Consider the following 12,863-nt stretch of genomic DNA (forward strand, 5'->3'; position numbering starts at 1 on the left):
CAATCGCAGGCTGGCGGGTGAAGGCGAGCCCTCGGTTGCCTGACAGATTGCAATCGCCAGCAGGCTAGCTCCCACAGGGGAATTGCGTACACCACAGATCCACTGTGGGAGCCAGCCTGCTGGCGATGGGCCTGGGTCGCGCTCGACCAACTCGGTCTTAATGATTGACGGTATACGCCAACATCATCGACAGCTGACTCATCGGCCGCCCGCCACTTTCTTCGTGCCACTGGTTAAACACGCCTTGCACCGTGGCCAGATCGCGCAGACTGGTCGGCACTTTGTCGACGATCTTCTGCGCATTCAACGCCGCGACCACGTCATAGCTGGGCACAAAGGTGTCTTTGCCGACCATGCGCAAAAAACGCGGCGCCGACAATCCGCCCAGTTGATGCCCGCGCTTTTTCAGATACGTCCACAACCCGACAATATCGGTCACTGGCCAGTCGGCGATCAGCGCGCCAAAACTGCCGCGCTCATGTGCCTCGTCCAGCACGAATTGCGCATTGCGCGGCACGCTCTTGAGTTTGCCCAGGTGGCGAATGATCCGCGCGTCCTGCATCAGGCGTTCGAGGTGCTCGGCGCTCATCAGCACGACTTTTTCCGGGTCGAACTTGAAGAATACTTCTTCGAAAGACGGCCACTTGGAATCCACCAGACTGTGCTTGAGGCCGGCGCGAAAGACCCTAAGCGCCATGGTCGAGAGATAGCGGTCGTCGCTGATCTTGCGCAATTGCGCCGGGGTTTTCGGAACGGGCAGATGGGCTTCCAGTTTAGCCGCCGAACCAAAGCGGTTCAGACAGTATTCGTGTAGCCACTTGTAATCGTGCATGCCCTCTCCTGAGGAATGAAAAATAAAATACGGTGCCTGCAAGCTGTGGTGAGGGGCTTGCCCCCGCGGGCGGCGAAGCGGTCCCGGAAATTGTCGATAAGCCAGTGATTTTGTGAGTGCTGCGCACTCAAACGGGGGCAAGCCCCCTCGCCACAAGTCGCGCGCGTGTTTACAGATTGACTACATTTACAAAACGCGAAGCCGCAGTTTCGTCGATCTTCAGGCTGGTGAAGTCGAACAGGTTGCGGTCGGCCAGTTGCGACGGAATTACGTTTTGCAGGCTGCGAAAGATACTTTCGGTGCGGCCAGGCGTCTTAAGTTCCCAATCTTGCAGCATTTCCTTGACCACCTGACGCTGCAGGTTTTCCTGAGAGCCGCAAAGGTTGCACGGGATGATCGGGAACTGCTTGAAGTCGGAGTAGGCCTGGATGTCTTTCTCATTGCAGTAGGCCAGCGGACGAATCACCACATTGCGCCCGTCGTCGGCGCGCAACTTCGGCGGCATGGCTTTGAGCGATCCGTTGAAGAACATATTGAGGAAGAACGTTTCAACGATATCGTCGCGGTGATGACCTAGGGCCATTTTGGTCGCGCCAATCTTGTCGGCGAAGGTGTATAGCGTGCCACGACGCAGGCGCGAACACAGCGAGCAGGTGGTCCTGCCTTCCGGGATAAGCTCCTTAACCACCGAGTACGTGTCTTTCTCGACAATGTGGTATTCGACGCCCAGTTGTTTCAGATAGGCCGGCAGCACATGCTCGGGAAAACCGGGCTGTTTTTGGTCCATGTTCACCGCCACGATTTCAAACCTGATCGGCGCAACTTTCTGAAAATGCAGCAGCACGTCGAGCAGGGTGTAACTGTCCTTGCCACCGGACAGGCAAACCATGACCTTGTCACCGTCTTCAATCATGTTGAAATCGGCAACGGCCTCACCGGCCTGACGGCGCAGGCGCTTTTGCAGCTTGTTCTGGTTGACCGTAAGAGTGCCCATGACGCGAAATCCGTGAGGTGAGGTGTGACGAAAGGCGAGCATTTTACGCAAAAACCTGCCACCGGCGAAGTCCTTGCCTACACGGCCCTTGTAGCAGCTGGCGAAGCCTGCGTCCGGCTCGGGCCGCGATCGGACGGAGCAGTCGTAAAACTTACTGATCTCGGTGCTCCGGCAAATTACCTACACCAAGTACACGACTGAGTTGCCGCCGGACGCAGGCTTCGCCAGCTGCTACAGAACTGTGTACTCCAGAGCTTGCGGCGATTAGAGCCCATGTTTACAGCGCAATTTGCTCTAAGCCCCTCGCACATGTGCCAACAACTCCTTTCTATACTGCGACATAAGGTCGCACAGATCTGATCCTTACCGGCCACTTTGGCCCGTAGGCGCTCCACTGGGGGGCGACGTAACGACAAGAGGAGTGACTGGCATGATCCATCACGTTGTGGGGCTCTTCACCCACCCTGACCAAGAATGGAAAGAAATCCGTGGCGATCAAGAGGAAAGCATCAGCCACATGTACCTGACTCACACGTTGATTCTGGCGGCGATCCCAGCGGTATCGGCCTTTATCGGCACCACGCAGGTCGGCTGGGTTATCGGCAACAGACCGCCGGTGATGCTGACCATGGAAAGTGCGCTGTGGATGACGATCATGTCGTACCTGGCAATGCTGGGTGGCGTCGCTGTGATGGGCGCGTTCGTGCACTGGATGGCGCGCACCTACGACGCCAATCCGAGCCTGGCGCGGTGCGTTGCGTTCGCCACCTACACCGCGACACCGCTGTTTGTCGGCGGTCTGGCGGCGCTGTATCCACATATGTGGCTGGGGATGATCGTCGGGACGGCGGCGATCTGCTACACGGTCTACCTGTTGTACGTCGGTTTGCCGACTTTCATGAACATTCCATCTGACGAGGGTTTTCTGTTTTCGAGTTCGGTGCTGGCCGTAGGTTTGGTGGTGCTGGTGGCCATCATGGCGTTCACCGTGATTGTCTGGGGACTGGGCGTGGGGCCCGTCTATACCAATTAGCGCTTTCCAGAAATCAAGATCTGCCAATACAGGCCGCCATCGGGCGGCCTTCTCATTCGCGGCATAACCATTCGGCGCCTCGGCGATTCGCAAGCACCTGAGGTTGCGGCATACTCGTCACCTCTGGAGACCCATCAAGCATGCCCGAGCAACTCAATACCCGCGTCGAAGAGTGTTACCTGCAAGCCGAATCCTTTTTCAAACGAACCTTCAAACGCCCCGTGGTGAGCCTCAAGCTGCGCGGGCAGAAAGCCGGCGTCGCGCATTTGCACGAGAACCTGCTGCGTTTCAACCCACAGCTGTACCGGGACAACAGCGAAGATTTCCTCAAGCAAACGGTCGCGCACGAAGTCGCCCACCTGATCGCGCACCAGTTGTTCGGTGACCGCATTCAACCGCACGGTGAAGAGTGGCAATTGATCATGCGCGGCGTGTACGAACTGCCGCCCAATCGCTGCCACACCTACGACGTCAAACGCCGCAGCGTGACCCGCTACATTTATAAATGCCCGTGCGTGGACAGTGACTTCCCGTTCTCGGCCCAGCGCCATGGGTTGGTGCGGCAAGGCCGGCGTTATCTGTGCCGACGGTGTCGCAGTACGTTGGTGTTTAGCGGTGAGATGCGCGTTGAGTAAGCTGGATTTTCGGAGTCTGTGCCGGCCTCTTCGCGAGCAAGCCCGCTCCCACACTGGATGCGTGCCTACGCAGATCCCTTGTGGGAGCGGGCTTGCTCGCGAAGAGGCCGGCAAAAGCGCTAAAAAATGACCTTGGCACCCCGCAACTCGGCAATCCGCTCCTCACTGAATCCCAACTCCCCCAACACTTGATCGGTATGCTCACCTAACGCCGCGCCGACATGCCGGGGCACTGGCAGGCCCTCGGAAAACTTCAGCGGGCAAGCCATCTGCGCTTGCGTTGACCCGTCGCCACGCGGCACGTCAGTCACCAGCGCTCGCGCCTTGAAATGCGGATGGCGCACCGCCTCGCCCATCGTCAAAACCGGTTCGACACAAGCATCCAGCTCGGCAAACAGCGCAGACAATTCATCAAAGTCGTGTTTCTCGAATTCGACCCTCAACGCTTCCTTGAGCTTTTTCTGTTGCTCCGGTTGCGGTGACAGGCCCAACGCAGCCAGTTCTTCCAGGCCCAACGCCGTGCACAGTTGCTTCATGAACGGCGGCTCCAGACTGCCGACCGACAACCAGCGACCGTCCCGGGAACGGTAATAATCATAGAAGCTGCCGCCATTGAGCATTTGCGTTTCACGGCCCGGTTCCTCTCCACAGGCCAGGTAACCGGCGGCGGCCATGGCGTTCAGGCTAAACGCGCAATCGGTCATGCTCACATCCAGATGCTGACCCTGCCCCGTTTGCTGCCGGGCAATAACCGCCGCCAGCAAACCGATCACCCCGTGCAGCGAGCCGCCCGCAACGTCCGCCACCTGCATGCCCAACGGCAGCGGGCCACTGTCCGCGCGGCCGGTGTAACTGGCCAGGCCTGCCAGCGCCAGATAGTTGATGTCATGCCCGGCGCGATCCTTGTAAGGGCCGGTCTGGCCGTAACCGGTGATCGACACATAGATCAGCTTGGGGTTGAGCGCTTTCAAGGCTTCGTAGCCCAGGCCCAGGCGTTCCATCACACCGGGGCGAAACTGCTCCAGAACGATGTCGTAATCCTGCACCAGCTGCTTGATCACCTCGAGCGCCTCCGGTTGCTTGAGGTCCAGCGCCAGGCTGCGCTTGTTACGGTTTAGGTAGGCGTGACTGGCAGAGACGCCTTGATCGTGCGGCGGCAGCACGCGCAGCAGGTCGATGCGGGTCGGCGATTCGATGCGCAACACCTCGGCGCCCATGTCCGCCAGCAACAAAGAGGCAAATGGCCCCGGCAACAAAGTAGAGAAATCCAGAATCTTGAGTGAGGCCAGTGGACCAAGCATAAATTTCCTCCCGTGCGATCCCCCAAGACTAGGCAGCCATTGGCATTGCGGCAATCACCTTATGCATCAGTGTCGCTGACCGTTACGCTCGATTCGCAGGCAGAAAAAAACCCGCCGAAGCGGGTTTTCTTGTCTTGCGAAAGTATTGCGAGATTACTTGACGCTGGCCGGGGTCGGACCTTCAGCAACGCCCAGATCGTCTTCTTCACGCTCTTCGGCAATACCGCGACCGCCGGACGCCAGTTCCGCGTGCATCACGTCGGTGTCCAGTTCCTTCACCCATTTGGCGACAACCAGTGTCGCAACGGCGTTGCCGACCAGGTTGGTCAAGGCGCGAGCTTCGGACATGAAGCGGTCGATGCCGAGGATCAGCGCCAGACCGGCAACCGGCAAGTGGCCGACAGCCGACAGGGTTGCCGCGAGCACGATGAAGCCGCTACCGGTCACGCCTGCAGCGCCTTTGGAGGACAGCAGCAACACCACCAGCAGAGTGATCTGGTGCGACAGGTCCATTGGCGTGTCTGTGGCTTGTGCAATGAACACCGCCGCCATGGTCAGGTAAATGGCGGTGCCGTCGAGGTTGAACGAGTAACCGGTCGGGATCACCAGACCCACGACGGACTTCTTCGCACCCAGACGCTCCATCTTGATCAGCATGCGCGGCAGTACCGATTCCGAAGAAGAAGTACCCAGCACGATCAGCAGCTCTTCACGGATGTAGCGAATCACTTTGATCACGCTGAAGCCGTGAGCGCGAGCGATGCCGCCAAGCACGACCAGGACGAACAACAGGCAGGTAATGTAGAAGCAGGCCATCAACTGACCCAGTTGCACCAGCGAGCCGACACCGTAGGCACCGATGGTGAACGCCATGGCACCGAAGGCACCGATGGGCGCGAGCTTCATGATCATGTTGATGATGTTGAACATCACGTGGGCGAAGCGATCAATCAAGTCCAGCAGCGGCTTGCCGTACGAACCCAGGCGATGCAGGGCGAAACCGAAGATTACCGAGAACATCAGCACTTGCAGGATATCGCCAGTGGCGAAGGCGCCGACGATGGTGGACGGGATCACGTTGAGCAGGAAGCCGACCACGCTTTGATCAGCACCGGCCGCTACATACTGGGCGACTTTGGAGGCATCCAGTGTCGACACGTCGATGTGCATGCCGTTGCCCGGCTGGACGATGTTGACCACCACCAGACCGACCAGCAATGCAATGGTCGAAACGATTTCGAAGTAGAGCAGCGCGTAACCGCCGGTTTTGCCGACCGACTTCATGTTCTGCATGCCAGCGATGCCGCTGACGACGGTGCAGAAGATGATCGGGGCGATGATCATTTTGATCAGTTTGATAAACCCGTCACCCAGCGGCTTGAGGGCCACACCGGTTTGCGGGTAGAAGTGACCGAGCAGGATGCCGATGGCGATGGCAACGATCACCTGGAAATACAGGGATTTGTAGATTGGCTGACGAGTCGTCATTGCAAAGTTCCTCAAGAGTGTCCCGTGACAACATCCGTCTGTTGGCCGAAACACCTGAATCGCGAACCCTCCTGCACTGGAGGGATTTGTTTTTTCGAGCTGCGCAGCGGCAGGTCTCTGCGGGATATATCGCAAGCGCCGTGCCACGTTCGGCAAAAGTCCTGCGAGCCTTGTGGTATGGGGGTTAGAGAGTTTTTAAAGACGCTTCGTCAGCAAAGGGTGGTGGCGGGTTTCCGCCCACGCGCCCGAACTCCTCCTACAATTTGGCGGATATCCGCCTTGTTCACCGCCAGCCATGGCGGCTACCATCCGCCGCTCTATAGACGGACCTGCCCGCATGCGTGAACGCACCATCGCCAGCCATTTCGCCCGCGCCGCCCTCGGCGGAGCGCGGATGCGCGGGTACGACTGTTCAGCGGTATTGCAACGGGTGGGGATCGGCGCCGAATTGCTCGACGAGCCTCGGGCGCGCATTGCGCCGGAGCAGTTCACTCGGCTGATCCAGAACCTGTGGCAGGCACTGGACGACGAGTACCTGGGGTTTGCCCCGCTGCCGAGCAAGCCGGGCACCTTCGCGATGATGTGTCATGCGCTGATTCACTGCCGCAATCTGGATAAAGCCCTTCAGCGCGGCTTGCTGTTTTACAGCCTGTTCCCGGACGGCCCGGGCCTGACCCTGAGCCGCGAAGGCGAGATGATCCGCCTGTGCCTGGACGACTCGCAATTTCGCGATCCGGACCATTTCCTGACCGAAAGCCAGTTGATGGTGTGGCACCGCCTCGGCAGCTGGCTGATCGGCCAGCGCATTCGGCTGGAACAAGCCACCTTCAGTTATCCCAAGCCTGCGCACGGTGCCGAATACGATTTGCTGTTTCCCTGCGCGCTGACCTTCTCGGCGGCGCAAAGCAGCCTGCTGTTCCACAGTCGTTATCTCGCCATGCCGTTGCTGCAGGACGAACGCACGCTCAAGCATTTTCTCGAGCGCTCGCCCGCCGACCTGCTCTCGCGCCCGGATGACGGCGACAGCCTGAGCAGCCAGTTGCGTCGTTTGCTCAGTCGCGACAGTTCACCCTGGCCGGACCTGGAAACGGTGGCCGCGCACCTGCACATCAGCCCGCAGACCTTGCGCCGGCATTTGCGTGAAGAAGGCTCGAGTTTCCAGGAATTGAAGGATCAGTTGCGTCGCGACATTGCGATTTACCACCTGGGGCGAGCGGATCTGTCGTTGCAGCAGATTGCCGAACAGCTGGGGTTTTCCGAGCCATCGGCGTTTCACCGGGCGTTCAAGAAGTGGACCGGTTTGACGCCGGGGGCTTATCGGGCGCAGGAGAATTGATTCTCGACGCTGATGGGTGTGTGGACTTACCGGCCGCATCGCGGGCAAGCCCGCTCCCACAGGGTTCATTGTTGACGCAGAACCTGTAGGAGCCGGCTTGCTGGCGATGGCGGTGGCAATGTCCGGGACGCCATCGCCAGCAAGCCGGCTCCTACAAAGGTCGAGGTCAAACCACAGGAAAATGAATCCGGAAGGCTGCTCCCCCCATCGATGAATCGCTCAAGGTAAGCTTCGCGCTGTAACTCTCGATGATGTCCTTGACCACCGCTAACCCGATCCCCTGCCCCGGATGCTGGCGGTCCAGCCGTTCACCTCTTTGCAGAATCCGCGCGCGCTCAGCCGGCGGCACACCCGGGCCGTCATCCTCCACGCACAGTTCAATGATGTCCGCCGTTTCCCGCACGCTGATGCGCACTTTGCCGAGGCACAGGCGATAGGCATTTTCCAGAAGGTTACCCAGCATTTCCAGCAAGGCACCCTGCTCGATCGGCACGTGGCACTGCTCGGGCAAATCAAAACTCACCTGCACACGCTTGTCGCGGTAAACCTTGTCCAGCGTATCGCACAGACTTTGCAGCACCGGGCGCAGGCGCACCTGATGGCGTACCAGACCACTTTTGCGCAGACTGGCCCGTTGCAATTGATAGCTGATCTGCTGGCTCATGCGCTCGATCTGGGTTTGCAGCAGCCAGGCTTGATCGCGTTCCTGCGCACGTTTGGCCATGTCTTCGCTGACGCCCTGCAACACCGCCAGCGGCGTTTTCAGGCTGTGCGCCAGATCATCGAGGGAATCGCGATAACGACTGCGCTGCTCGCGCTCGCTGTGCAGCAAGCGGTTGAGCGAACCGGTCAGGCGCAGCAATTCGCGAGGGTGCTGTTCGCTGAGGCTTTCGCGCTCGCCGCTTTCGATTTCATCCAGTTCCTGACTGAGCCGGCGCAAGGCTTTCAAGCCCCAGGTCAGGCCAATCCACAGCAACGCCAGCAGCACCAGCAGCGCGGCACCAAAACCCAGGTAAAGATTTTCGCGCAGGCCTTCGAGCGTGGCTTCGTATTCGCGCACCGGTTGCAGCGCAACAATACTGTACGCCGCACTTTTACCGCCAAGCAGTTTGACTTCAACGTCATAGACGAAGAATTCCTGGCCATTGGCTTCGCGGATTCTGGCGAACTCGGTACCGCGCCCGTCGTATCGCGGCGTGTAATTGAGGTGTTCCTCGCGTGTCCCGTTCGAACGCCAGACCAGGCGTCCTTCGCGGTCATAGATGTAACCGAGCAAGCGGCCATCGGTGAGGTTGAAGCGCTCATCGGGCAACTGCGCGGGCATTTGCAGGTTATTGTTTTCCACGCGGGCCGCGGAGATCAGCGTGGTGACGTCCGAGGCCAGGCGTTGCTCAATCGAATCGCGCAGCGCCAAGCTGAACGCGCCCTGCATCGCCGGCAGCAGCGCGAGCATGAACAACACCGCCAGCAGCGTGGCGGCGAGCATCAGGCGCACGCGCAGCGAACGGATCAAGTGCAGCGCTCAGTGAACAGGTAGCCGAGGCCGCGCACGGTGTCGATCGGTTTGAAACCCGACGCCCCTTCCAGCTTGCGGCGCAGTCGGCCGACGAGTACCTCGATCACGTTCGGATCGCGCTCGTCATCGTCCGGGTAAAGCTGTTCCATCAGGCGGTCTTTGGCGACCACTTGCTGATGATGGCGCATCAGGTATTCGAGGATCCGGTATTCATAGGCGGTCAGTGCCAGCGGCTGTTCCTCAAGCATTGCCTGCTTGCGGTTGAGGTCCAGCGACAGCGGCCCGGCGACAATGGTCGACTGGGTAAAGCCGCTGGAACGACGCAGCAAGGCATTGAGGCGTGCCTCGAGTTCTTCGAACTGAAACGGCTTGACCACGTAATCGTCAGCACCGGCGGCCAGGCCTTCGACCTTGTCCTGCCAGTTGCCCCGCGCCGTGAGGATCAGGATAGGAAAGCTCTTGCCACGCGCGCGCAACTGGCGGATCAGGTCGAGCCCGCCCATGCCCGGCAAACCGAGGTCGATCACCGCCAGGTCATGGTTGTATTGCTCGGTCTGGTACAACGCCTCTTCGGCGTTGGCCACAGACTCGACCACGTGGCCGCTGTCCGTCAGACGGGTTTGCAGGTGATGGCGCAACAGCGCTTCATCTTCGACGACCAGCAATTTCATAACGCTCTCCCGGGCAAATCAACATCTCCAAAGGCCTGCTCGTTTTGATGGCCGACAGAGGAGTGCCGGATCAGCTCGCATGATCCGGCACTCCTCTGCGGCATGACGCTTTTCAGAAAGCGTAGTTGGCGGCCAGGTAAGTCTGGGCGCTGCTGTTCAGACTCAACGAACCCTTTTTACTGCCGTGATGTTCGCTCATTTCAGTACTGGCATTGCTTCGCAGGTAACGGTAACCCAGTTCAACCGATGTGTTTTGCGAAACCTGTTGCAAAACCCCCGCCTGGCCACCGATGGCGTACCCGATGTCCTTGTCGCGGCTGAACCCCGAGGCCTCCTGAGTCATTTTGGTCAGACCCGCCGTCGCGCCGCCGAACAGCTTGGTGCTACCACCCACCGGGAAGAAAAGATCGTAGCTGCCCAGCAGGTTTTCCTGACGCAGTTTGATGCCATTGTGCGAGCCCGAAACGTTATCGTAAGTCGCGTAGTAGCGGCCCTGGCTATTTTGCTGGCCCAGCCGTACGCCCCAGGTGTTGTCCTTGCCAATCACGCCATTGGCGTTCGGGTGATTGAGGCTGTCATTAAGTGCATGGGACTTTTTGATTTTGTCGCTGGTTTGCCCAAACGTGAGGCTGGCGAACGTATCGTCGAACGCCCACGTCGCGGTGCTTGCGCCGAGCAGTGCGAAGGTCAGCAGCAGTTTTTTGAATCCAGTCATGGGTATTACTCCTCGTGATTTCATTGTTGTTGTGCGGCGAGGAAAGAGTAATCAAGCCGTCCTGAACCGGCCCTGAACGCCCGCTGAACCCAAGCTGAAGCAAATCGACGAGGCTGTTTTGAGGATTGATCGGTCGACCGAGGCGCGGCCTGTTCAGGAGTGGCGGGCACTGCGTTCGGGCGCCAGGGCTACCCAGCCCGAAGACAACGCGGCAAAATGCCCGTCATGAATCCCGCCCCCGCTCTGCCCGCCTGCTGCTCCCCGCTCGATGCCCATTGGCCGCTGCCTTTTGCGCTGGCTGATACGGTGCTGCTGAGTACCCGTTTCGAGACCTCACAACTGGCCGGCGATGATTTCCGGCGTAGCGCCATCGAGCCACCGGCGAGCATCCAGCGCTCGGTCGCCAAGCGTCAGGCCGAGTTTCTGGCCGGACGGGTGTGCGCCCGCGCCGCGTTGCTGGCGCTGGAAGGGCTCGACTTTACGCCCATCATTGGCGAAGACCGCGCCCCGGTGTGGCCAGCGCATATCAGCGGTTCCATTACCCACAGCAGCGGCCGCGCTGCGGCGATCGTCGCGCGTAAACGTGATTGGCGCGGTCTGGGGATGGACCTGGAAAACCTGCTCGCTCCGGAGCGGGCTGAACGTCTGGCCGGTGAAATCCTCACGCCAGCGGAATTGCAACGCATGGCTGCTGGCTCGCAGGATCAAGTGGCGCTGCAGGTGACCCTGACGTTTTCAGTCAAGGAAAGTCTATTCAAGGCGCTGTATCCAATCGTTCGGCAGCGCTTCTATTTTGAACACGCCGAGGTGCTGGAATGGAGCGAGCGCGGCGAAGTGCGACTTCGGCTGCTCACCGACCTGTCCAGCGAATGGCGCAACGGCACAGAACTGGACGCGCAATTCGCCGTGATGGATGGGCAGTTGTTGAGCCTGGTCAGCATCAAGGCCTGAGGTTTGCAGCGGGACTACCGCGTTATCGTTTTTCGCGAGCAAGCTTTGCTCCCACGGGAGCAGGCGGTCCGGCTTGCCGGCGATGGCGTATTTGAGATCGTCATCGCGAGCAAGCTTTGCTCCCGCACGCTGTGCGGTCAGAGGTAGCCGTCGGCCCGGAGCAAGGTCTCGAGGCAGTGTTCGCTGATGTGATAGAAATCTTTCAGCTCCTGGATCTTCACCAGTAACTGAACCGGGTCTACCGGTTCGGCGCGTTTGACCGCCAGGATCATTTTGTTCTTGTTGGTGTGGTCCAGCGAGATGAACTCGAACACTTTGGTGTCGTAACCGCATGCCTCGAGGAACAGCGCGCGCAAACTGTCGGTGACCATTTCCGCCTGCTGGCCCAGATGCAAACCGTATTGCAGCATTGGCTTGAGCAGCGCCGGGCTCTGGATTTGCAGGCGGATCTGTTTGTGGCAGCACGGCGAGCACATGATGATCGACGCGCCGGAGCGAATGCCGGTGTGGATCGCGTAGTCAGTGGCAATGTCGCAGGCGTGCAATGCGATCATCACGTCCAGCTCGCTTGGCGCCACGCTGCGCACGTCACCGCACTTGAACACCAACCCCGGATGTTCGAGTTTTGCCGCCGCGGTGTTGCAAAGCGTGACCATGTCCTCACGCAATTCGACACCCGTAACTTCGCCTTCGGCACCCAAGGTATTACGCAAGTAATCATGAATCGCAAATGTCAGGTAGCCTTTGCCCGAGCCGAAGTCCGCGACCCGCACCGGTTTGTCCAGCGCCAGCGGCGATGTAGTCAGGGCGTGACTGAAGACTTCGATGAACTTGTTGATCTGCTTCCATTTGCGCGACATGGCCGGGATCAGCTCATGCTTGCCGTTGGTCACACCGAGGTCGGCGAGGAACGGCCGGCCAAGGTCGAGAAAACGGTTTTTCTCGCGGTTGTGGTCTGCCGAAGGCACTTCACGCAATTGCTGAGGTTTGCTCTTGAACAGTGAAGCCTTGCCCTTTTTGCTGTATTCGAGCTGGACTTCATCGGTCAGCGACAGTAAATGTGCATTTTTGAACGACGCAGGCAACAACGCAGCGATGGTCGACACGCCCTCCTTGATCGACAGGTTCTTGGTGATATCGCGGGTTTTGTAGCGGTAAACGAAAGACAGGCAAGGCTGATCCTTGACCATAAGCTGTTTGATGATCAACCGCTGCAGATCCGGCTCAGTGCCGGCGTATTTGGCCAGCACCAGTTTGATGAAAGCATTGGCGTTGAGGCTGGTTTGCAGCAGATCGATGAATTGTGCGTGCTGATCCGGCGCGAGGCTGGCGGGGGTGGCGGTGACGGACATGGAAAGCGGCCTCAAGCGGGGCGAATCGGGAATGGCGGG

At 59.4% G+C, this 12,863-nt stretch carries 12 protein-coding genes; 4 read left to right on the plus strand and 8 right to left on the minus strand.

Annotated features, from left to right (window positions below; all coding sequences use genetic code 11):
- Positions 1–157: 157 nt before the first annotated feature.
- Entirely contained in the window at positions 158–832 is a 675-nt protein-coding gene (locus tag DU29_RS0126760; RefSeq protein ID WP_028624464.1) for a DNA-3-methyladenine glycosylase I, read from the minus strand.
- A gap of 169 nt (positions 833–1,001) precedes the next feature.
- Complete coding sequence (gene ttcA, locus DU29_RS0126765) at positions 1,002–1,826, minus strand: tRNA 2-thiocytidine(32) synthetase TtcA (RefSeq protein ID WP_028624465.1); 825 nt, start codon at positions 1,824–1,826, stop codon at positions 1,002–1,004.
- Between the two features lie 430 nt (positions 1,827–2,256).
- On the opposite strand from ttcA, the gene DU29_RS0126770 reads away from it, so the two are divergent.
- Together DU29_RS0126770 and DU29_RS0126775 are read left to right on the plus strand one after the other, a co-directional pair.
- Complete coding sequence (locus DU29_RS0126770; protein ID WP_028624466.1) at positions 2,257–2,859, plus strand: Yip1 family protein; 603 nt, start codon at positions 2,257–2,259, stop codon at positions 2,857–2,859.
- Between the two features lie 140 nt (positions 2,860–2,999).
- Positions 3,000–3,494, plus strand: coding sequence for a SprT family zinc-dependent metalloprotease (locus DU29_RS0126775; protein ID WP_028624467.1), 495 nt, complete (start codon positions 3,000–3,002; stop codon positions 3,492–3,494).
- Between the two features lie 119 nt (positions 3,495–3,613).
- On the opposite strand, the gene DU29_RS0126780 is transcribed toward DU29_RS0126775, so the two are convergent.
- Positions 3,614–4,795 (minus strand): CaiB/BaiF CoA transferase family protein, encoded by a 1,182-nt coding sequence (locus DU29_RS0126780; protein WP_028624468.1) that lies wholly within the window; start codon positions 4,793–4,795, stop codon positions 3,614–3,616.
- Between the two features lie 153 nt (positions 4,796–4,948).
- On the minus strand, positions 4,949–6,283 hold the full coding sequence (locus tag DU29_RS0126785; protein WP_028624469.1) for a dicarboxylate/amino acid:cation symporter: 1,335 nt from the start codon (positions 6,281–6,283) through the stop codon (positions 4,949–4,951).
- A 337-nt stretch (positions 6,284–6,620) separates the two neighbouring features.
- Between DU29_RS0126785 and DU29_RS0126790 the strand changes: the two genes are divergently transcribed.
- Positions 6,621–7,619, plus strand: a complete 999-nt coding sequence (locus tag DU29_RS0126790; protein WP_028624470.1) for an AraC family transcriptional regulator — start codon at positions 6,621–6,623, stop codon at positions 7,617–7,619.
- 166 nt (positions 7,620–7,785) lie between these two features.
- Here DU29_RS0126790 and DU29_RS0126795 read toward each other — a convergent pair whose 3' ends face one another.
- From DU29_RS0126795 to DU29_RS0126805, 3 genes are all read right to left on the minus strand, one after another.
- Entirely contained in the window at positions 7,786–9,132 is a 1,347-nt protein-coding gene (locus DU29_RS0126795) for an ATP-binding protein (protein WP_028624471.1), read from the minus strand.
- Positions 9,129–9,806, minus strand: coding sequence for a response regulator (locus DU29_RS0126800; protein ID WP_028624472.1), 678 nt, complete (start codon positions 9,804–9,806; stop codon positions 9,129–9,131). Before DU29_RS0126800 ends, DU29_RS0126795 begins: the two co-directional genes overlap by 4 nt.
- A gap of 112 nt (positions 9,807–9,918) precedes the next feature.
- A complete protein-coding gene (locus DU29_RS0126805; RefSeq protein ID WP_028624473.1) occupies positions 9,919–10,521 on the minus strand; it encodes a membrane protein in 603 nt (200 codons plus the stop codon).
- A 225-nt stretch (positions 10,522–10,746) separates the two neighbouring features.
- Between DU29_RS0126805 and DU29_RS0126810 the strand changes: the two genes are divergently transcribed.
- Positions 10,747–11,472 carry a 4'-phosphopantetheinyl transferase family protein gene (locus DU29_RS0126810; protein ID WP_201770528.1) on the plus strand — a complete coding sequence of 242 codons (726 nt, stop codon included), beginning with the start codon at positions 10,747–10,749 and terminating at the stop codon, positions 11,470–11,472.
- 137 nt (positions 11,473–11,609) lie between these two features.
- Here DU29_RS0126810 and DU29_RS0126815 read toward each other — a convergent pair whose 3' ends face one another.
- Positions 11,610–12,824 carry a class I SAM-dependent methyltransferase gene (locus DU29_RS0126815; RefSeq protein ID WP_028624475.1) on the minus strand — a complete coding sequence of 405 codons (1,215 nt, stop codon included), beginning with the start codon at positions 12,822–12,824 and terminating at the stop codon, positions 11,610–11,612.
- Positions 12,825–12,863 lie beyond the last annotated feature (39 nt).

It is taken from the genome of Pseudomonas sp. Ant30-3 (assembly GCF_000690905.1).
Taxonomy (GTDB): domain Bacteria; phylum Pseudomonadota; class Gammaproteobacteria; order Pseudomonadales; family Pseudomonadaceae; genus Aquipseudomonas.

What these genes read in the sequence shown, in the direction of transcription:
- DU29_RS0126760 (WP_028624464.1), bottom strand. Translation starts at nt 832, where the DNA reads ATGCACGATTACAAGTGGCTACACGAATACTGTCTGAACCGCTTTGGT.
- ttcA (WP_028624465.1), bottom strand. Translation starts at nt 1,826, where the DNA reads ATGGGCACTCTTACGGTCAACCAGAACAAGCTGCAAAAGCGCCTGCGC.
- DU29_RS0126770 (WP_028624466.1), top strand. Translation starts at nt 2,257, where the DNA reads ATGATCCATCACGTTGTGGGGCTCTTCACCCACCCTGACCAAGAATGG.
- DU29_RS0126775 (WP_028624467.1), top strand. Translation starts at nt 3,000, where the DNA reads ATGCCCGAGCAACTCAATACCCGCGTCGAAGAGTGTTACCTGCAAGCC.
- DU29_RS0126780 (WP_028624468.1), bottom strand. Translation starts at nt 4,795, where the DNA reads ATGCTTGGTCCACTGGCCTCACTCAAGATTCTGGATTTCTCTACTTTG.
- DU29_RS0126785 (WP_028624469.1), bottom strand. Translation starts at nt 6,283, where the DNA reads ATGACGACTCGTCAGCCAATCTACAAATCCCTGTATTTCCAGGTGATC.
- DU29_RS0126790 (WP_028624470.1), top strand. Translation starts at nt 6,621, where the DNA reads ATGCGTGAACGCACCATCGCCAGCCATTTCGCCCGCGCCGCCCTCGGC.
- DU29_RS0126800 (WP_028624472.1), bottom strand. Translation starts at nt 9,806, where the DNA reads ATGAAATTGCTGGTCGTCGAAGATGAAGCGCTGTTGCGCCATCACCTG.
- DU29_RS0126805 (WP_028624473.1), bottom strand. Translation starts at nt 10,521, where the DNA reads ATGACTGGATTCAAAAAACTGCTGCTGACCTTCGCACTGCTCGGCGCA.
- DU29_RS0126810 (WP_201770528.1), top strand. Translation starts at nt 10,747, where the DNA reads ATGAATCCCGCCCCCGCTCTGCCCGCCTGCTGCTCCCCGCTCGATGCC.
- DU29_RS0126815 (WP_028624475.1), bottom strand. Translation starts at nt 12,824, where the DNA reads ATGTCCGTCACCGCCACCCCCGCCAGCCTCGCGCCGGATCAGCACGCA.